Source organism: Saccharothrix sabaoui, from assembly GCF_051756985.1.
Taxonomy (GTDB): domain Bacteria; phylum Actinomycetota; class Actinomycetes; order Mycobacteriales; family Pseudonocardiaceae; genus Actinosynnema.
This window is the reverse complement of record NZ_JBPKJK010000075.1, coordinates 1-17,158: the sequence shown is the minus strand read 5'-3', so window position 1 is coordinate 17,158 and position 17,158 is coordinate 1. Positions and strand designations below refer to the sequence as shown.

At 73.1% G+C, this 17,158-nt stretch carries 21 protein-coding genes; 9 read left to right on the top strand and 12 right to left on the bottom strand.

Going from position 1 to position 17,158, the window contains the following annotated elements; genetic code table 11:
* Nucleotides 1–6 precede the first annotated feature (6 nt).
* Nucleotides 7–1,236: a family 4 glycosyl hydrolase gene (locus ACR807_RS22985; RefSeq protein WP_438923449.1), complete on the top strand. Its 1,230-nt coding sequence runs from the start codon at nucleotides 7–9 to the stop codon at nucleotides 1,234–1,236.
* Here ACR807_RS22985 and ACR807_RS22980 read toward each other — a convergent pair.
* Together ACR807_RS22980 and ACR807_RS22975 are read right to left on the bottom strand one after the other, a co-directional pair.
* Nucleotides 1,224–1,856, bottom strand: a complete 633-nt coding sequence (locus ACR807_RS22980; RefSeq protein ID WP_438923448.1) for an endonuclease V — start codon at nucleotides 1,854–1,856, stop codon at nucleotides 1,224–1,226. The two genes, ACR807_RS22985 and ACR807_RS22980, sit on opposite strands and share 13 nt — an antisense overlap.
* On the bottom strand, nucleotides 1,853–2,788 hold the full coding sequence (locus ACR807_RS22975) for a DUF3500 domain-containing protein (protein WP_438923447.1): 936 nt from the start codon (nucleotides 2,786–2,788) through the stop codon (nucleotides 1,853–1,855). The genes ACR807_RS22980 and ACR807_RS22975 overlap by 4 nt, the downstream gene beginning before the upstream one ends.
* Nucleotides 2,789–2,982: 194 nt before the next feature.
* Between ACR807_RS22975 and ACR807_RS22970 the strand changes: the two genes are divergently transcribed.
* Nucleotides 2,983–3,747, top strand: coding sequence for an arylamine N-acetyltransferase family protein (locus tag ACR807_RS22970; RefSeq protein WP_438923446.1), 765 nt, complete (start codon nucleotides 2,983–2,985; stop codon nucleotides 3,745–3,747).
* Here the strand turns inward: ACR807_RS22970 and ACR807_RS22965 are convergent.
* A complete protein-coding gene (locus ACR807_RS22965; RefSeq protein WP_438923445.1) occupies nucleotides 3,731–4,384 on the bottom strand; it encodes a maleylpyruvate isomerase family mycothiol-dependent enzyme in 654 nt (217 codons plus the stop codon). The two genes, ACR807_RS22970 and ACR807_RS22965, sit on opposite strands and share 17 nt — an antisense overlap.
* A 64-nt stretch (nucleotides 4,385–4,448) precedes the next feature.
* Here ACR807_RS22965 and ACR807_RS22960 point away from each other — a divergent pair, with 64 nt between their 5' ends.
* On the top strand, nucleotides 4,449–4,976 hold the full coding sequence (locus ACR807_RS22960; protein WP_438923444.1) for a CGNR zinc finger domain-containing protein: 528 nt from the start codon (nucleotides 4,449–4,451) through the stop codon (nucleotides 4,974–4,976).
* Nucleotides 4,977–5,002: 26 nt separating this feature from the next.
* On the opposite strand, the gene ACR807_RS22955 is transcribed toward ACR807_RS22960, so the two are convergent.
* The 4 genes from ACR807_RS22955 to ACR807_RS22940 all read right to left on the bottom strand — a co-directional run bounded on the left by ACR807_RS22955 (nucleotide 5,003) and on the right by ACR807_RS22940 (nucleotide 7,174).
* The gene (locus ACR807_RS22955; RefSeq protein ID WP_438923443.1) at nucleotides 5,003–5,431 is read right to left on the bottom strand and encodes a CBS domain-containing protein; all 429 of its coding nucleotides are present in this window, start codon (nucleotides 5,429–5,431) and stop codon (nucleotides 5,003–5,005) included.
* A 358-nt stretch (nucleotides 5,432–5,789) separates the two neighbouring features.
* Nucleotides 5,790–5,978, bottom strand: a complete 189-nt coding sequence (locus ACR807_RS22950; protein ID WP_438923442.1) for a hypothetical protein — start codon at nucleotides 5,976–5,978, stop codon at nucleotides 5,790–5,792.
* Between the two features lie 34 nt (nucleotides 5,979–6,012).
* On the bottom strand, nucleotides 6,013–6,168 hold the full coding sequence (locus tag ACR807_RS22945; protein WP_438923441.1) for a hypothetical protein: 156 nt from the start codon (nucleotides 6,166–6,168) through the stop codon (nucleotides 6,013–6,015).
* A gap of 301 nt (nucleotides 6,169–6,469) precedes the next feature.
* Nucleotides 6,470–7,174, bottom strand: coding sequence for an EcsC family protein (locus tag ACR807_RS22940; protein WP_438923440.1), 705 nt, complete (start codon nucleotides 7,172–7,174; stop codon nucleotides 6,470–6,472).
* 47 nt (nucleotides 7,175–7,221) lie between these two features.
* On the opposite strand from ACR807_RS22940, the gene ACR807_RS22935 reads away from it, so the two are divergent.
* A complete protein-coding gene (locus ACR807_RS22935) occupies nucleotides 7,222–8,319 on the top strand; it encodes an Rv2629 family ribosome hibernation factor (RefSeq protein WP_438923439.1) in 1,098 nt (365 codons plus the stop codon).
* Nucleotides 8,320–8,394: 75 nt separating this feature from the next.
* On the opposite strand, the gene ACR807_RS22930 is transcribed toward ACR807_RS22935, so the two are convergent.
* The 4 genes from ACR807_RS22930 to ACR807_RS22915 all read right to left on the bottom strand — a co-directional run bounded on the left by ACR807_RS22930 (nucleotide 8,395) and on the right by ACR807_RS22915 (nucleotide 11,671).
* Nucleotides 8,395–9,246: an amino acid ABC transporter permease gene (locus ACR807_RS22930; RefSeq protein ID WP_438923438.1), complete on the bottom strand. Its 852-nt coding sequence runs from the start codon at nucleotides 9,244–9,246 to the stop codon at nucleotides 8,395–8,397.
* Nucleotides 9,243–9,917, bottom strand: a complete 675-nt coding sequence (locus ACR807_RS22925; RefSeq protein ID WP_438923437.1) for an amino acid ABC transporter permease — start codon at nucleotides 9,915–9,917, stop codon at nucleotides 9,243–9,245. Before ACR807_RS22925 ends, ACR807_RS22930 begins: the two co-directional genes overlap by 4 nt.
* 75 nt (nucleotides 9,918–9,992) lie before the next feature.
* Nucleotides 9,993–10,880 (bottom strand): glutamate ABC transporter substrate-binding protein, encoded by an 888-nt coding sequence (locus ACR807_RS22920; RefSeq protein WP_438923436.1) that lies wholly within the window; start codon nucleotides 10,878–10,880, stop codon nucleotides 9,993–9,995.
* A 62-nt stretch (nucleotides 10,881–10,942) separates the two neighbouring features.
* Complete coding sequence (locus ACR807_RS22915) at nucleotides 10,943–11,671, bottom strand: amino acid ABC transporter ATP-binding protein (protein ID WP_438923473.1); 729 nt, start codon at nucleotides 11,669–11,671, stop codon at nucleotides 10,943–10,945.
* Nucleotides 11,672–11,832: 161 nt separating this feature from the next.
* Between ACR807_RS22915 and ACR807_RS22910 the strand changes: the two genes are divergently transcribed.
* Together ACR807_RS22910 and ACR807_RS22905 are read left to right on the top strand one after the other, a co-directional pair.
* Entirely contained in the window at nucleotides 11,833–12,504 is a 672-nt protein-coding gene (locus ACR807_RS22910; protein WP_438923435.1) for a response regulator transcription factor, read from the top strand.
* The gene (locus ACR807_RS22905; RefSeq protein WP_438923434.1) at nucleotides 12,505–13,881 is read left to right on the top strand and encodes a sensor histidine kinase; all 1,377 of its coding nucleotides are present in this window, start codon (nucleotides 12,505–12,507) and stop codon (nucleotides 13,879–13,881) included.
* Between the two features lie 35 nt (nucleotides 13,882–13,916).
* Here the strand turns inward: ACR807_RS22905 and ACR807_RS22900 are convergent, their stop codons facing one another.
* Complete coding sequence (locus ACR807_RS22900) at nucleotides 13,917–14,864, bottom strand: TAXI family TRAP transporter solute-binding subunit (protein ID WP_438923433.1); 948 nt, start codon at nucleotides 14,862–14,864, stop codon at nucleotides 13,917–13,919.
* Nucleotides 14,865–14,921: 57 nt separating this feature from the next.
* Here ACR807_RS22900 and miaB point away from each other — a divergent pair, with 57 nt between their 5' ends.
* The 3 genes from miaB to ACR807_RS22885 are packed head-to-tail and all read left to right on the top strand — an operon-like array spanning nucleotide 14,922 to nucleotide 17,106.
* On the top strand, nucleotides 14,922–16,391 hold the full coding sequence (miaB, locus tag ACR807_RS22895; RefSeq protein WP_438923432.1) for a tRNA (N6-isopentenyl adenosine(37)-C2)-methylthiotransferase MiaB: 1,470 nt from the start codon (nucleotides 14,922–14,924) through the stop codon (nucleotides 16,389–16,391).
* Nucleotides 16,376–16,861 carry an Rv2732c family membrane protein gene (locus ACR807_RS22890; RefSeq protein ID WP_438923431.1) on the top strand — a complete coding sequence of 162 codons (486 nt, stop codon included), beginning with the start codon at nucleotides 16,376–16,378 and terminating at the stop codon, nucleotides 16,859–16,861. Before miaB ends, ACR807_RS22890 begins: the two co-directional genes overlap by 16 nt.
* Nucleotides 16,858–17,106 (top strand): GNAT family N-acetyltransferase, encoded by a 249-nt coding sequence (locus ACR807_RS22885; RefSeq protein ID WP_438923430.1) that lies wholly within the window; start codon nucleotides 16,858–16,860, stop codon nucleotides 17,104–17,106. Before ACR807_RS22890 ends, ACR807_RS22885 begins: the two co-directional genes overlap by 4 nt.
* Nucleotides 17,107–17,158: the final 52 nt, after the last annotated feature.

Here is a 17,158-nt window from a genome sequence, read left to right as displayed (position 1 = left end):
GGGCGCATGAGGCTCGTGATCCTGGGCGGCGGCGGCTTCCGCGTGCCGCTGGTGCACAAGGCGCTCGACGAGCGCGTCACCGACCTGGTCCTGCACGACGTGGACGCCCACCGGCTGCGCGCCGTCCGCGACGTGCTGCGCGGCGGCCCGCCGGTGACCGCGACCACCGACCTGGACGAGGCGCTGCGCGGCGCGGACTTCGTGTTCTCCGCGATCCGGGTGGGCGGCCTGGCGGGTCGCGCGATCGACGAGGAGGTGGCCCGCGCGCACGGCGTGCTCGGCCAGGAAACCGTCGGCGCGGGCGGCGTCGCCTACGGCCTGCGCACCGCGCCGGTGGCCGACCGGATCGCCCGCCGGGTCGCCGAGCTCGCCCCGGACGCGTGGGTGATCAACTTCACCAACCCGGCGGGTCTGGTCACCGAGGTCATGGCCAGGCACCTCGGCGGGCGGGTCATCGGCATCTGCGACTCGCCGGTGGGGCTGTGCCGCCGGGTCGCGCGGGCGCTGCGCCTGGACGACCCGGTGTTCGACTACGCGGGCCTCAACCACCTCGGCTGGCTCCAGGGCGTGCGCGAGGGCGGCTCGGACAACCTGCTGCCGACCCTGCTGGCCGACGACGCGGCGCTGGCGGGCTTCGAGGAGGGCAGGCTGTTCGGCGGCGAGTGGCTGCGCGCGCTCGGCGTGGTCCCCAACGAGTACCTGCACTACTACTACTCGACGCGGGAGTCGCTGGGCGACGACCGCGGGGCGTTCCTGCTGGCGCAGCAGAAGCGCTTCTACGACGGCGAGGTCGACTGGGAGACCACGCGGCTGGAGCGCGAGGCGACCTACATGGCGCACGACCGCGAGGGCGAGCGCGACAGCCTGGAGGGCGGCGGGTACGAGCACGTCGCCGCGGCGCTCATGCGGGCCATCCACGACGACGAGAAGGCCACGCTGATCCTCGACGTGCCCAACGGCCACACGCTGTCCACACTGGACCCGGAGGCGATCGTCGAGGTGCCGTGCGAGGTGGACGCGGCCGGCCCGCGCCCGCTGCCGGTGAGCCCGCTGCCCGACCACGCGGCCGGGCTCGTCACGTCGGTCAAGGCGGTGGACCGGCTGGTCGCGGAGGGCACCCGCGCCGCCGCGCTCAAGGCGTTCGCCCTGCACCCGCTGGTCGACTCGGTCGCCACCGCCCGCAGCCTGCTCGACACCTACGCCGCCCGGCACCCGGAGCTGGCCTACCTGAGGTGAGCGCGGCCCAGCGAGTCCGCCCGGCGGGTGGTCTCCGGCAGCCGGTGCAGGCACAGCCGCAGCACCTCGGCGCACGCCCGGTCGAGGTCGATCCGGTGCCCCACCGACACGAACACCGGCTTCACGCCCGCCCGGGTGCGCAGCGCGCGGCCCACGACCTCGCCGTCGTCCACCAGGTCGCGGGCCGCGCCGCGCTCCTCCCCCGGCGGGTCGAACGGGCCCATCGGCGTCTTGGCGACCCCGACGCTCGGCAGGTCGGTCAGCACACCCAGGTGGCAGGCCAGCCCGAACCGGCGCGGGTGGGCCAGGCCCTGCCCGTCGCACACCAGCAGGTCCGGCCGCACCGAGAGCTTCTCCAGCGCCCCCAGCAGCGACGGCAGCTCGCGGAACGCGAACAGGCCCGGCACGTACGGGAAGTCCGCCTTGCCGCGCACCACCGCCGTGTCGACGGTCGCCAGCGAGTCGGCGTCGAGCACCACGACGGCGGCGGCCAGCCGGTCGTCGTCGGCGTAGGACACGTCCAGCCCGGCGACGTGCCGCACCACCAGGTCCGGGTCGGTCCGCGTCACGACCAGCGGGCGCAGCCGCTCCTGCTCCGCGACGGCCTCCTCCGGCGTCACGAGTGCCTCACCGAGGCGCGGTGCGCGGCCAGCAGGTCCTCGCCGAAGTCCCCGGACCGCCGCCGCCACACCGAGTGCGCGTGGTTGGCGTCGTTGGCGGTGTTGTCGTACTCGATGAGCAGCTCCGGCCCCTGGACGCGGTAGTAGTGGCCCTCGCCGCGCCTGGCCGAGCCCTCCCACGCGAAGTGCAGCCGGTCGAGGTCGAGCGCCTCGAACTCCTCGTCGGCGAGGTCGCCGTGCAGCCGGTCGAGGTAGTAGCGGACCAGCCCCACGAGCAGGCCGCGCGAGGACCGGTCCAGCTGCGCGGCGGTCACCCCGGCGGGTTCCACGTCGCCGACGCGGGGCGCGTTGCCGGTCCGCACGTCCGGCGGCGGCCGGTCCGCGACCACGGCGAGGCCGCGCGCCGTGGGGCCCATCCGGTCGAGCAGCTCGCGCGCCAGCTCCTCCTCCAGCCGCAGCGGCTGGAGCACCGTGCGCCCCCGGTAGGTGGTGCGGGCGGGGTTCGCGCCCAGGAAGAACGGGGTGGCCGACACGCGGCCCTCGGCGACCACCACGCTCACCGAGAGGTGGTGGCCCTCGACCCGCCAGCCGTAGGGCTCGTCGCCGGGCTCGCCGAGCAGCACGGTCCAGTAGTCGCCCTGGTGGCGGTCGCGGTGGCCGCCCTCGCGGTCGTCGAGCACGTCCTCCAGCGCCATGACCGCCGCGGCCTGGGCGTAGGCGTGCGGGCTGAGCACGCACGACAGCAGCCGGTGCACGGCCTTGCGCTGGTCGCGGTCGAGCGCGCCGCAGACCACACCCGGCCGCGCGCCCGGCGTGTACGCCCACCGCCTGCGCAGGTCGTCGTCGGTGGCGGGGCGCACCGCCTCGGCGCGGCGCACCTCGTCCAGGGTGTCCAGGAAGCCGCGCGTGGCCTCGGCGATCTCGTGCAGCATCCCCCGAACCTATCCGGCCGGGGACCGCGCGGCAGCACGTTCCGCGCGGTCCGGGAGGGTCGTCCACCGGGCACGCCGTTGTCAACACCCCCGCGACCGCGAGCAGGGCGAGAGCCGGCGGCGTGCCTTCGGGGACGAAGGTGGAGATCGTCCCGCGACTCCCCTCCGTGACCCGCTGGTGACATGCTGGAGCCGTGTGGAACGGCGACCTCATCGACCTCGACGCGTACTTCGGCCGCATCGGCCTCCCCCACGACCCGGACCCCACAGTGCACCGGCTGCACCGCGCCCACCTGGCCGCGATCAGCTTCGAGAACGCCGACGTGCGCGACGGCGTGCCCATCCGCCTGGACGTGCCGTCGTTGCAGGACAAGCTGGTCCGGCGGCGGCGCGGCGGCTGGTGCTTCGAGCAGAACCTGCTGTTCGCCGCCGTGCTCGACCGGCTCGGCCACCGGGTGACCGGCATGGCGGCGCGCGTGCTGCTGGGCCGCTCGGGCGACATCCCGCGCACGCACGCCGTCCTGCGCGTGGACGACCGGTGGCTGGTCGACGTCGGGTTCGGCGGCGGCGGGCTGCTCACCCCCGTGCCGCTGGTGCCCGGCGTGGTCGAGCGGCAGGGCGACTGGGAGTTCCGGCTCGACCACCGCGACGGCGTCTGGACGCTGAACTCGGCGCAGGGCGGCGAGTGGGTGGCCCTGTACGACTTCACCGAGGACCCGCGCACGCCCGCCGACTACGAGGTCCTCAGCCACTACCTCGCGACGCACCCGAAGTCCGCGTTCCTCGGCAGGCTGGTGGTGCAGCGGACCGACGAGCGCGCCCGCCACGCCCTCTCCGACCGCACGCTCACCGAGGCGCGGCCGGACGGCTCGGTCGTCAAGCGCGAGCTGACGCCCGACGAGCTGGACGCCGCGCTGCGCGAGGACTTCGGGTTGGAGCTGCCTACCGCCAGGGGTTGAGCGCGGGCCGCTCGCCGGTGACGACGCCCACCGGTTCGCGGCCGGCCAGCCACGCGACGAGGTCGTCCGCGGCACCGGTGAGCCGGACCTCCCGGCCGTCGCCGATCGTCCACTCGCGACCGTCGGCGGCGGCGAGCACGAGCCTGGTGCCGTCGGGCACCCGCACGGCGAGGAAGTCGACGACGTGCTCGTGGAACCCGGGCGACCACGCCACGGGACCCAGGTCGAGGTCGCGGGTGTGGATCTCCACCTCGCGCCACAGCGCGTACGCCGTGCCGGTCAGCGTGCCGTCGCGGTAGAAGACCGGGCTGTCCCAGTCGCGGACCCCCGCCCACGCCGCCTCCAGCCGGGCGGCGGCGTCCGCGAGGGCCGCCCGGTGCTCCGCCGCCGGACGACCGGCGCCCGCCTCGATCGCGGCGTCCCGCGCGGGCCGCCCGCCGGGGTAGACCTCGACCCGCTCGCCCTCGTGCTCGGCCTGGCCGGCGAGGGCGACCGTCACGTTGGCCAGGTGCGCCAGCACGTGCCCCCGGGTCCAGCCGGGCAGCGCCGACGGGGCCGCGACCTGCTCGTCGGTCAGGTCCGCGATGCGCTCGGCCAGCCCGCGGTGGGCGTCGAGCGCGTCCGCCTGGATCGTCATCGGAAGTCCCCCTAATGCCTTACACGATTAAAGCCATTAGGAACCTATCACTAGACTCGCCGGCGTGGCACTGGCGCTGGAGTTCGTGAGCACGGTCCGGCACGACGGGCACGGCGGGCTCGTCGACGACCTGGCCACGCCCGAGGGCTTCGCCGCGTGGGCGGGCGTCGAGCCGGACGAGGCGCTGCGCCTGCGGGTGGTGGAGCTGCGCTGGGCCGCGCGGTCGCTCTGCGCCCGTGCCGCGGACGCCCCCGAACGCCTGGACACGCCCCGCCTCATGCCGTTCGAGCAGGCGTTGGCGCTGGTCAACGAGACGGCGGCGCGCGTGCCGCGGACCGTGCGGCTGGAGTGGGGCGAACGGCCGGTGCTGCGCCACGTGGACGACGCCGAGCCGGGCGACCGGCTGGCGGCGGCGCTCGCCACCGCCGTCGCGGAGTTCCTGGCGGGCGACGAGGCCCGCGCCCTGCGCGCCTGCCCCGCGCCCCGCTGCGTCCGCTACTTCGTCAGGGCCCACCCGCGCCAGGAGTGGTGCAAGCCGTCCTGCGGCAACCGGGCCCGGGTGAGCAGGCACTACCACCGGTCCCAGGACTGACCGGTCCCACCCCGGCAGGTCCCCGCTCAGCCCTGGGCGATGTAGGCCGCGAGCTGGTCGTGGTCGGTCTGCAACTGGTCGATGCGGCTCTTCACCACGTCGCCGATGCTCACGATGCCGACCAGCCGGCCGCCGTCGAGCACCGGCACGTGCCGGACGCGCCGCTCGGTCATCAGCACCGTGAGGCTGTCCACCGGGTCGCTCGGGGCGCAGGTGAGCACCTCGCTCGTCATGATCTCCGACACCGCGGCGCCCAGCAGCTCGCCGCCCCGGTCGTGCAGCCCGCGCACGACGTCCCGTTCCGACACGATCCCGGCGATGCCCTCGGGCCCGGTCACGACCATCGCGCCCACGTTGTGCTCCGCGAGCGCGGCGAGGAGCTCCGCCACCGACGCACCCGTCCCGACCGTGGCCACGTCCGAACCCTTGTTGCGCAACACGTCAGCGATCCTCATGGGGCGCCTCCCGATCCACGGCAGATCCGGTTGCTACCCGGCTCACGCTAGTTGCCCGGACGGGTGACCGACAGGTCACGCGCCCGAAGGAACCCACACTTGGTGCAGTCGGGCTACCGCGCCCGGCACACCGCGTGCGGCGATCGGGCGCCGGTGGGCCGGGACGCCCCGGGCGTCACCCGGCCGGAGCAGCGGAGCGGCGGCGCGGTGACGTGATCGTCCACCGTGGACGCGCACGACCCGCCGGGCGCGGGGTGCGCGTCCGGCGGGTCGTGGTCGGGCGTCGGCGACCCGGACCGGCGTCCGGCGTCAACGGCCGGATCGGCGTCCGGGGCCCGGACCGGCGTCGGGGCCCGGGTCAGCCACCGGCCTTGCGGCGGAAGACCCGGCGGCCGGCGAAGCCGCTCTGCAACGGCCTGCCCTGCGACGCCTGCACGCCGCCGGCCTTCTGGGCGTGGCCCCGGCGCTCGCGGCGGTTGGGGACGACGGTCGGCCCCTGTTCCTGCTCCTGCTCCTGCTCACCGTCGCCGTGCTCGTGGTTCTCCATCGGACTACCTCCTGAGGTGTGACGTCGTCGCTGGTCAGCGACGTCGCATCGCGTACTGGCGCGGGGAGACGACGAGTCGGCCGCCGCCGTAGCGCGGCTGTGCCGCACCGGACGAGCGGGCGCCGCGCCGGGTGGCGCGGTTCATCGGCTGACCGTCGTCGTGCTGTGGTTCGTTGCGCATGGTGGGCATGCGTCCGCCTCCTCGATGGGTCGAGGCGTGCAAGGGGGCGCGACCCGGTTCAGACGGGTCGGCGAAGAGAGCCGCTGGGGCCACCAGGAGAAGGCGCGGCACGGCGCTCGGCCGGTGCGGCGCTGGAGGAAGAAGTCCTCAGAGGTAGATCTGGAAGAACATGCGGATGACGTTAGCGCGAATCGCCCGCCGTGCCAACCCGTTACCCGGCGGGGGCGGGTGAGCGTCCACTTCGGACCGGCCGGCGGGCGGCCGGTGCGACCGCCGGCACCCCCGCCGACCCCGTCCGGGTGACGCCCGGTCAGTCGGTGGTGACGTCCACGACCTCGCCGTCGATCACGGTCCCGTCCACGACGCGCGGCGGCCCGTCGTCCTCCCCCGCGAAGAAGCGGGCGGCGAAGGTGCCGACCGCTCGGGTCGTCACGGCGTCGAAGGTGCCGCCGATGACACCACCCACCAGGGGGACGCCCTTGGCCAGCGTCACGGTCGCCCTCGTGCTGCCGTACTTGGCCAGCAGGGTAAAGCCGATCCGCTTGTTGATCTCCTTGATGAGCTGCTCGGGGATCTTCTTGATCAACGCCATGGTGAGCTTCGAGCCCGCCCGGATGCCCGCCTTCTTCAGCACGTCCGTGCCCGCGTTGCCGAGCATGCAGACCATGATCGCGGTCTGCACCTCGTCGCTCTCCAGGTCGTGCCCGTGCACGGCGGCGATCGAGGCGATGAGGTGCGCCTGCACGAGGGTCGCCGCCGCCACGTTCGTGGGCAGCGCGATCGGCAGCGTGAGGAGGCCGCCGACGTTGGTCGCGAACCCCTGCACGCCCGCGGCCGTCACGTGCGTCCTGATCAGGTGCTTCACCGCGTCCGCGGGGGTCTCGGCCTTCTCCAGGGCGTCCTGGGCCATCTCGGTCGCGCTCTTGAACGGCCCGAACCCGTTGATCCCCACCCGCAGGAGGTTGCCGACGATGTTCTGCTGCACCTTCGTGAGTGCTCCCGGTTCGTCCGCCATGCCCCGAGGTTACGCGGCGCGGCAGCGGGTAAACCCCGCCAATGGACATGTCTTCGTTGGGAGAGCTGGTCAGGGAACGCGGTCCGTTCGCGTCGGTCTACCTGGACGCCTCGCACGACACCGAGGACGCTGCCAAGGCCGTCGAGCTGCGCTGGCGCGGGGTGCGTGACGACCTGGCCCGGCAGGGTGCGGACGAGGCGACGCTGGACGCGCTGGAGGCCGTCGCGCTCACGCCGGTCGTGGGCAAGGCGGGCCGGGCGCTGATCGCCGCGCACGGCGCCGTGCTTCTCGATCGGGTGATGCCGCGGCCACCGGCCACGACCACCGCGCGGTGGTCCGACCTGCCGCACGTGCTGCCGCTGGCCGCGTCGCTGGGCACGAGCGTGCCGCACGTCGTCGTGCTCGCCGACCGCAAGGGCGCGGACGTGCACGGCTACGACGGGCAGGTCGGCCGGCAGGGCGAGGTGGCGGCCGAGGAGGTGCGCGGCGAGGAGCACCCCGTGCACAAGGTGCGCGGCGGCGGCTGGTCGCACCTGCGCATGCAGCACTCGGTCGAGGAGAACGCCAAGCGCAACGCCGCCCTGGTCGCCGAGGCCGTGGACAAGCTGGTCGGCGAGCTGGGCGCCGGGCTGCTCGTCCTGGGCGGCGAGACGCAGGCGCGGGCCGCGGTGCGCGACGAGCTGACCACGCGGTGCCGCGAGGTGCTGGTCGAGGTCGAGGGCGCGAGCCTGGCCGACGGGTCGGACGACGAGGCGTTCGACAGCGCCGTGCGGGCGCTCGTCGCCGAGCACCAGTTCAACCGGGACAACGAGCTGGTCGAGCGGTTCGCCACCGAGTCGGGCCGCGACGGCGGCTTGGCCGTGCAGGGGCTGGAGCCCGTGGTCGAGGCGCTGCGCGAGGCGAACGTGGCCGCGCTGCTGGTCGCGGACCCGGCGCTGGGCGACCGCACGCTGTGGACGGGCGACGACCCGGCGCTGGTCGCGCTGCGCAAGTCCGAGCTGAGCGGCCTGGGCGTCGAGCGCGTCGAGGAGCACCGCGCGGACGAGGTGCTGCCCAACGCCGCCGCCGCGACCGGCGCGCAGGTGCTGGTCACCGACCGGGCGTCGCTGTTCGAGGGCGTGGGCGCGATCCTGCGGCACCGCTGACCGGACGCCGGAGGGGCGTGGCACCGACCGGCGCCACGCCCCTCCGACAACCCGTGCCAAACCTGTTCGCGCAGGTCAGACGGCTGCGGCCACCACGTCCTCGGCCTTCTGCGGCAGCTCGGTCTCGATGACCTTCTTGCTGCGCCGGTTCCGCTTCTCCAGCGTGTTCGCCAGCCACGTCAGCAGCAGGCACATCACGATGTAGAGGGTGGCCACCACGATCGTGACCGGCACCAGCGGGCGGCCGAACTCGAAGATCGAGCCCAGGTAGCGGGCGTAGTACAGCAGCTCCTCGTAGGTGATGAGGAAGCCGAGCGCGGTGTCCTTGAGCAGCACGACGAGCTGGCTGATGATCGCGGGCAGCATGGCCCGGACCGCCTGCGGCAGCAGCACCAGGTTCATCACCTGGGTCTTGCGCATGCCCAGGGCGTAGGCGGCCTCGCTCTGGCCGCGGGGCAGCGACAGCACGCCGGCGCGGAAGACCTCGGCGAGCACCGACCCGTTGTAGAGGGTCAGGCCCAGCACCACCGAGTAGAACGGCGCGCCCAGCGACACGCCGTAGTGGAACACGAAGATCAGCACGACGAGCGGGACCGCGCGGAAGAACTCGACCACCGCCATGGACGGCACGCGGAAGACCGCGTGGTCCGACAGCTGCCCGGCGGCGAAGATCGCGCCGAAGACGAGGGCGAGCACCGCGCCGGCCGCGAACGCCTTGAGCGTGTTGCCCAGGGCGCTGAGCAGGTCGAGCTGGACCTTCTCGTACTGGATCCAGTCCCACTTCGAGCCGTCGAACTGGCCGCTCTCGGCGAAGCGGTAGACCACGAAGCCGACGATCGCGACCAGGGCGGCGATGCCGACGACCGCGTACAGGCGGTGGCGCGTCCGGGCGCGCGGGCCCGGGACGTCGAACAGGACCGAGCTCATCGGGCGACGCTCCACCGCTTCTCGAGGCTGCGCTGCAGCAGGGTCATGGGGATGACGAGCACCACGAAGAACAGCGCGACCCAGAGCAGGCCGATCAGCTGGTTCTCACCGCGGTCGGCCAGGTTCAGGCTGATCGAACCGGCCTGGAACACGGAGAACCCCGCCGCGATGGTGGTGTTCTTGAGCAGCGCGATCAGGGTGCTCATCATCGGCGGCACGACCGCGCGGGTCGCCTGCGGGAGCACGACGGAGCCGAGCATCTGACCGAACGTGAGGCCCAGCGCGCGGGACGCCTCGGCTTGGCCGACCGGGACGGTGTTGATGCCCGAGCGGATGACCTCGCACACGAACGCGGACGTGTAGAGGATCAGCGCGGCCAGCGCCGCGGCCCAGTAGTAGCTGGCGGCGGAGCCGCCGAACGTCCCCGCGTCGACGATCTCTAGCAGGGGGAACGCGAACACGAAGAAGAAGAACACCAGCGTGAGCGGGGTGTTGCGCACGATCGTCACGTACGCGGCGCCGGCGAACCTGAAGACCGGCACGGGGGCGACGCGCAGCATCGCCAGGATCGTTCCCAACACCAGAGACCCGACCGCGGAGATCAGGAACAGCTCAACGGTGTTGAGGAACCCGGGCCCGTACAGGTCGAGGTTGTCGAGCAGGACGTCCATGGGCTTCCTCTGGGCAGGCTTCCTCGGGAGGTTGGTGGCGGGGCGGCCGGCCCGACGACCGGCCGCCCCGGGTGATCAGTAGCGGTCCAGGACCGGCTTCTGGGCCGTGGAACCCGACTTGCCGAGGGTCACGTCGTAGACCTTCTGCCAGTCACCGCCCTTGATGGCCTCGTCCAGGATGTCGTTGACCTTGTCGCGCAGCGGCTTGTCGTCCTTGGGCAGCCCGATGCCGTACGGCTCGTTCGAGAACGGCTTGCCGACGACCTTCATCTTCTCGGGCTCCTGGGACGCGTAGCCCTTGAGGATCGCGTCGTCCGTGGTGACGGCGTCGACGGCGCCCTGCTGGAGCTGCGTGACGCACTGCGAGTAGTTCTGGAGCTCGACGATGTTCTCCGGCTCCGTCAGGCCCTCGTTCTTGACCTTCTGGATCGGCGTGGAGCCGGTCACCGAGCAGACCTTCTTGCCCTTGAGGGTCTCCGGGCCGGTGATCGAGTCGTCGCTCTTCGCGACCAGCAGGTCCTGGCCGGCGGTGAAGTACGGGCCGGCGAAGGCGATCTGCTCCTTGCGCTTGGCGTTGATCGTGTAGGTGCCGACGTAGTAGTCCACGTCACCGTTGATCAGCGCCTGCTCGCGACCGGCGGACGCGATGGCCTTGTACTCGATCTTGTCGTCCGAGAAGCCCAGCTTCGCGGCGACCAGCTTCGCGATCTCCACGTCGAAGCCGGTGAACTTGCCGCTGGTCGGGTCCTTGTAGCCCAGACCCGGCTGGTCCTCCTTGACGCCGATGACGACCTTGCCGCGGTTCTTCATCTTCTCGAACGTCGCGGAGCCGTCCACCTTCACGTCGGCCGCGGCCTGCTGCGTGGGGGCCGCGCCGCCGTCGCCGGGGCCACCCTCCTTGCCGCACGCGGTCAGGGCGAGGCCGCCGGCCAGCAGCACCACCGCAAGGGTGCGAACCCTCATCGTCTGTCTCCTGCTCTTTCGGGATAGAGCGGCGCCAGGCTCAGCGCCGCGGTCGGGGGACTTCAGTGGGTCAGGATCTTGCCAAGGAAGTCCTTCGCGCGGTTGGACTTCGGCGCGGAGAAGAACGCCTCCGGCGTCGAGTCCTCGACGACCTCGCCGTCGGCCATGAAGATCACGCGGTCCGCGGCCTTGCGGGCGAAGCCCATCTCGTGGGTCACCACGAGCATGGTCATGCCCTCCTTGGCCAGCGTGGTCATCACGTCCAGCACCTCCTGCACCATCTCGGGGTCGAGTGCGGAGGTCGGCTCGTCGAACAGCATCACCTTCGGGCGCATCGCCAGGGCGCGCGCGATCGCCACGCGCTGCTGCTGCCCACCCGACAGCTGGGCCGGGTACTTCTCGGCCTGGTTCGCGATGCCCACCCGCTCCAGCAGCTCCATGGCCGTCTTGCGGGCCTGGGCCGCGGGGGTCTTGCGGACCTTGACGGGCGCGAGCATCACGTTGTCGACGATGCTCTTGTGGGCGAACAGGTTAAAAGACTGGAAAACCATTCCGACGTCGGCGCGCAGCCGGGCGAGGTCCTTGCCCTCCGCGGGCAGCGGCTGACCGTCCAGCTCGATGACGCCGGAGTTGACGGGCTCCAGGCGGTTGATCGTGCGGCAGAGCGTGGACTTGCCCGACCCGGAAGGACCGAGCACGACGACTACCTGGCCTTTCGGCACCTCCAGCGTCACGTCCTTGAGGACGTGCAAGGGGCCGAAGAACTTGTCCACGCCCGCCATCCGGATCATGGGCGGAGCAGGAGTGGCGGCGGTCATCAGTCCTCCAGTAGGGGGTTCCTGAGCGATGGCGGAAACCTAGGTGTGAATCCCCACACCAGTCCAGGCGATTGAGCAAGACTTAGGGTCTCAACTCTGTCACAGGGTGGCGACACTTATCGGGAGGCCCCACGGTGCGCGTGCTGTTGGTCGAGGACGACGACCGCGTGGCAGAAGCGCTGGTACCGGCGCTGACCCGGCGCGGCTTCAGCGTAGACCGCCAAGCAACCGGTCGGGGGACGCTCGATCGGCTGGCCGGGGTCGACGTCGTGCTGCTGGACCTGGGCCTGCCCGATGTGGACGGTGTCACGCTGTGCCGGCACATCCGGGCCGCCAGCGACGTGGCGATCATCGTCGTGTCGGCCCGCGGCGAGATCGACGACCGCATCCTCGGCCTGCACGCCGGCGCGGACGACTACCTGGTCAAGCCCTACGACGTGGGCGAACTGGTGGCCCGCGTGCACGCCGTGCGGCGGCGGCGCGGCGACCCGGTCGGGGCCGGCGGGACCGGCACCGAGGTGTTCGAGGCGTCCGACGTGCGGGTCGACCTGGCCCGGCACGAGGTCACCGTGGGGGGTGAACCCGTGGCGTTGTCGCGCAAGGAGTTCCAGGTGCTGGCCCTGGTGGTGGCGGCCGGTGGCGCGGTGTGCACCCGCGAGCGCATCCTCGCGGAGGTGTGGGGGCGCACGTGGGCCGGCGCCAACCGGACGCTGGACGTGCACGTGGCGACGCTGCGCACGAAGCTGGGGCGCCCGTCGCTGCTGGAGACGGTGCGCGGGGTCGGGTACCGGTTGGGCGGGGGCTGAGTGCGGTCGCGACTGCTGGGGATCGTGGTGACGCTGATCGTCATCGTGCTGGTCGGCATGGGCGTGCCGCTGGGGCGGGGCGTGGCGCAGACCGAGCAGCAGGAGATGTTCCTGGACCGGCTCACCGACACCACGAGGTTCGCCTCCCTGGCGCAGCGGCCGTTCATCGACGACCAGCCGTGGGTGCTGGAGAGCGAGCTGCGCCGCTACCACGAGCTGTACGGCGTCCGGGTGGCCCTGCTCGGCCGGGACGGGCAGGTGGTGGCCACGTCCGGGGCGGTCGACGTCTCCTCCGAGGAGGTGGCCGACCTGGTCAGCGGGGCCCTCGCGGGCCGGCAGCCGGCCGCGCCGGGGCTGATCGTGCCGTGGGACGCCTCCGAGCTGGTGCTGGCCGAACCGGTGCTGGAGGCCGGCGAGGTCCAGGGCGCGGTGGTGACGTTCTCGCCCACCTCGAAGACCCGGTTCGAGGTGCTGGTGTGGTGGACGGTGATCCTGGTCGCGGGCATGTTGGTGCTGGTCGCGGCGGTGTTCGCGGCGCTGCCGCTGGTGCGCTGGACGCTGCGGCCGGTGAAGCGGCTCGACGACGCGACGGGCGCGCTGCTCGCGGCGGTGGTGTCCGGGCAACCCGCGCCGCCGGTGGGCGCGTCGGACGGCCCGCCGGAGCTGCGCCGGCTGTCGCGCTCGTTCGACCAGATGGCGGCCAACGTGGGCGACGTGCTGGCCGCGCAGCGGGCGTTCGTGGCCGACGCCTCGCACCAGCTGCGCAACCCGCTGACCGCGCTGAAGCTGCGACTGTCCAACCTGGAGGGTCACGTGGTCGGCGAGGGGGTCCAGCACCAGGTGGCGGCGCTGGACGAGGCCAACCGGCTCAACCGCATCCTGGACGAGCTGCTGTCGATGGCCCGCGCGGGCGCGCCGTCGGTGGACCCCGTGCCGGTGGACGTGGACCGGGCCGTGGCGGGGCGGCTGTCCGCGTGGCAGCCCGCGGCGGCGGCCCGCGAGGTGCACCTCGTGCTCGACGGGGAGCCCGGCGGCACCGCGCTGGTCCCGCCGCGCGGGGTGGAGACGGTGCTGGACGCGCTGCTGGACAACGCCCTGAAGTTCACCTCCGAGGGCACCCTCGTCCACGTGGACGTGCGGCGGCGCGACGGCGTGGTGCGCATCGCCGTGCGGGACGAGGGCCCCGGCCTGGCCCCCGACGAGCTGGAACGGGCCACGGACCGGTTCTGGCGCAGCCCCGCGCACCAGAACGTGCAGGGCTCGGGCCTGGGGCTCGCGCTGGTGCGGCAGATCGTGGAACGGGTGGGGGGCACGGTCCGGCTGCTGTCACCGCCCGGGGAGGGGCTGCGGGTCGAGGTGGAGTTCCCCGCCGTGTGACCGGTGCCGTGTGACCGGGGTGGCCGGGGTGGTGGTCAGACCTTCACGTCGCGGTAGTACCGCATCGCGCCGGGGTGCAGTTCGACCGGTGTGGTCTCGATCGCCGAGCGGACCTCTATCGACCTGGCCACCGGGCTGGCCGCGACCAGCGCCGGTTGGGCCGCGAACAGACCCCTGACCAGGGCTTCCGCCACGTCGTCCGGCATCGTGTCGTTGACCAGCAGGAAGTTGCGGACGACGAGCGTGACGACCGGGCCGCCGCCGAGCTGGTAGGCCGACGCGGGCAGCGTCGCCGAGCCGTACACCTGGTAGGTGCGGCGCAGGGCGGGCAGCACGTCGCCGAGGTCGAGCATGCGCAGCTTCACCGTGGTGGCCAGGTCGGTGACCGCGTCGGTGGGCACGCCGCCGGACCAGAAGAACGCGTCCAGCGCCCCCTCGCGCATCCGGTCGGTGCTGGCCTGGAGGTCGTGGTAGCTGGGCTGGAGGTCGCCGACCGACATGCCGGCCGACGTCAGCAGGCGCTCGGCGATGAGCCGCACGCCCGAGTCCGGCGCGCCGAGGCTCACCCTCATGCCCCTGAGCTCGGACAGCTTCGTCGCCGGGACGTCGGCCCGCACGACCAGCTGGAGGTAGTCGTCGTGCATCCGGGCCAGCGCGTACAGCTTGTGCCCGCCGCCGGTGCCGGCCGCCGCGTCCGCCGCCGCGTCGGCCGCCGAGAAGCCGACCTGCGCCTGGTTGCCGCGCAGCCGCTGGAGGTTGTCCACCGACCCGGACGTCTCGGTCACCTGCGGGCGCGGTATGCCGGGGTCCCGGGTCCACGCGTCGGCCAGGGCCGTGCTCAACTTGGCGTAGACACCGACCGGGCTGCCCGCCGCCACGGTGAGCTTGACCTGGTCGAAGTCGTCGCCGCACGCGGTCGACGACAGGGCGGCGAGGGCCAAGGCGGCCCCCACGGCGTGCAAGCGCAGCAGCGTTCCCGACACCTGCGCATCGTCGCACGTCCAGGCTCTACCCTGGACCCGACGGAAGGACTAGGTGCAGTGACCCGCAGTTACCAGATCCGCACGTTCGGCTGCCAGATGAACGTGCACGACTCCGAACGCCTCGCAGGCATGCTGGAGGACGCGGGCTACACGCCTGCCGAGGGCGACACCGCGCCCGACGTCGTCGTCTTCAACACCTGCGCCGTCCGCGAGAACGCCGACAACAAGCTCTACGGCACCCTCGGCCACCTCGCGCCCGCGAAGACCGCCAACCCGGACATGCAGATCGCCGTCGGCGGCTGCCTCGCCCAGAAGGACCAGGGCGAGATCGTCAAGCGCGCCCCGTGGGTGGACGTGGTCTTCGGCACGCACAACATCGGCTCGCTGCCGGTGCTGCTGGAGCGCGCCCGCCACAACCGGGAGGCCCAGGTCGAGATCCTCGACTCCCTGGAGACCTTCCCCTCGACGCTGCCCGCCCGCCGCGACTCGGCCTACTCGGGCTGGGTGTCGGTGTCGGTCGGCTGCAACAACACGTGCACCTTCTGCATCGTCCCGTCGCTGCGCGGCAAGGAGAAGGACCGCCGCCCCGGCGAGGTGCTGGCCGAGGTGCGGGCGCTGGTCGACGAGGGCGTGCTGGAGGTCACCCTGCTCGGGCAGAACGTGAACTCCTACGGCGTCGAGTTCGGCGACCGGTTCGCGTTCGGCAAGCTGCTGCGCGCCACCGGCGGCGTCGAGGGCCTGGAGCGGGTCCGGTTCACCTCGCCGCACCCGAAGGACTTCACCTCCGACGTGATCGCCGCGATGGCCGAGACGCCCGCCGTGTGCCACCAGCTGCACATGCCGCTCCAGTCGGGCTCGGACCGCGTGCTCAAGGAGATGCGCCGCTCGTACCGGACGGCGAAGTACCTGTCCATCCTGGACGAGGTGCGCGCGGCCATGCCGGACGCGGCCATCACCACCGACATCATCGTCGGCTTCCCCGGTGAGACCGAGGAGGACTTCCGGGCGACCCTGGACGTCGTCCGCGAGGCCCGGTTCTCCTCCGCGTTCACCTTCCAGTACTCCAAGCGCCCCGGCACGCCCGCCGCCGAGCTGCCCGACCAGCTGCCCAAGCAGGTCGTGCAGGAGCGGTACGACCGGCTGGTGACCCTGGTCAACGAGATCGCGCACGAGGAGAACCGCAAGCAGGTCGGCCGGCGCGTCGAGCTGCTGGTCGCCTCCGGCGAGGGCCGCAAGGACACCGAGACCAAGCGGATGACCGGGCGTGCCCGCGACGGCCGCCTGGTGCACTTCACGCCCGGCGACGCGCACGTGCGCCCCGGCGACGTGGTGGAGACCGTCGTGACCTACGGCGCGCCGCACAACCTGATCGCGGACGGCCCCCTGCTGTCGCACCGCCGCACGAAGGCGGGCGACCGGTCCGAGGCGGGCCTGAGGCCGAAGACGCCGGGCGTCACGCTGGGCCTGCCGTCGTTCGGCACGCCGGCCCCGCTGCCCGCTGCCGTGGGCGGGTGCTCGGTCGCGTGAACGCCGAACCGGACGACCTGTCCCGGCTGCGCGAGGAGATCGACGACGTGGGCCGCTCGGCGGCCAGGCGCGTCGACCCCGGCTCGGGTGCCCTGACGATCGCCGTCGCCGTGCTGGCGGTGCTGGTGTCCCTGGTGCTGCCCTGGGTGGGCGGCGAGCCGGGGCTGCGCGTGCTGTTCGACGACGCGCCCGCGCTGCCCAAGGTGTTCGGCTACGCGGCGCTGGTGGCGGGCGTGCTGCTGCCCGCGCTGACGCTGGCCCTGCGGCGCTGGGCGCTGGCCTGGGTGTCCGCGCTGGCGTCGTTCGCCGCGTCGGTGGCGGGCGTGCTGTCGATCTGGACGACGCAGACCACGACCGGCCACGCGCCGGGGCCCGGGCCGGGCATCGGGCTGGTCGTCGCCGTGGTGGCGGTCGTCGTGCTGCTGGTGAAGTGGTTGAGGCTCGCGGCGTCGCGCCCCGACCTGCCGTGACCCGCCCGGCCGCCGGGGAGTTGGGCACGGCGCGGCTCGTGCTGCGCCCGCCGGTGCCCGGTGACGCGGCGGCCGTGCACGCGGTCCACCGCGACCCGCGGGCGTGCGAGCACAACCCGTCCGACGCCCTGCGCACCCCGGAGGAAGCCGTCGCGCTGCCGGAGCGGTGGCTCGCCCACTGGCGCGGGTTCGGCTTCTGCGGGCTGAGGCCCACCCGGTTGGACGACCGGCGCGCGTGGCGCTGAAAGCGGGGCTCGTCCGCGCCGACCACCTCGACCGCGACGGCGAGGACGGCCC

Coding starts and splice junctions, on each gene's coding strand:
- ACR807_RS22985 (WP_438923449.1), top strand. CDS start 7: ATGAGGCTCGTGATCCTGGGCGGCGGCGGCTTCCGCGTGCCGCTGGTG.
- ACR807_RS22975 (WP_438923447.1), bottom strand. CDS start 2,788: ATGCTGCACGAGATCGCCGAGGCCACGCGCGGCTTCCTGGACACCCTG.
- ACR807_RS22965 (WP_438923445.1), bottom strand. CDS start 4,384: ATGACGATCCAGGCGGACGCGCTCGACGCCCACCGCGGGCTGGCCGAG.
- ACR807_RS22955 (WP_438923443.1), bottom strand. CDS start 5,431: ATGAGGATCGCTGACGTGTTGCGCAACAAGGGTTCGGACGTGGCCACG.
- ACR807_RS22950 (WP_438923442.1), bottom strand. CDS start 5,978: ATGGAGAACCACGAGCACGGCGACGGTGAGCAGGAGCAGGAGCAGGAA.
- ACR807_RS22945 (WP_438923441.1), bottom strand. CDS start 6,168: ATGCCCACCATGCGCAACGAACCACAGCACGACGACGGTCAGCCGATG.
- ACR807_RS22940 (WP_438923440.1), bottom strand. CDS start 7,174: ATGGCGGACGAACCGGGAGCACTCACGAAGGTGCAGCAGAACATCGTC.
- ACR807_RS22935 (WP_438923439.1), top strand. CDS start 7,222: ATGTCTTCGTTGGGAGAGCTGGTCAGGGAACGCGGTCCGTTCGCGTCG.
- ACR807_RS22930 (WP_438923438.1), bottom strand. CDS start 9,246: ATGAGCTCGGTCCTGTTCGACGTCCCGGGCCCGCGCGCCCGGACGCGC.
- ACR807_RS22925 (WP_438923437.1), bottom strand. CDS start 9,917: ATGGACGTCCTGCTCGACAACCTCGACCTGTACGGGCCCGGGTTCCTC.
- ACR807_RS22920 (WP_438923436.1), bottom strand. CDS start 10,880: ATGAGGGTTCGCACCCTTGCGGTGGTGCTGCTGGCCGGCGGCCTCGCC.
- ACR807_RS22915 (WP_438923473.1), bottom strand. CDS start 11,671: ATGATCCGGATGGCGGGCGTGGACAAGTTCTTCGGCCCCTTGCACGTC.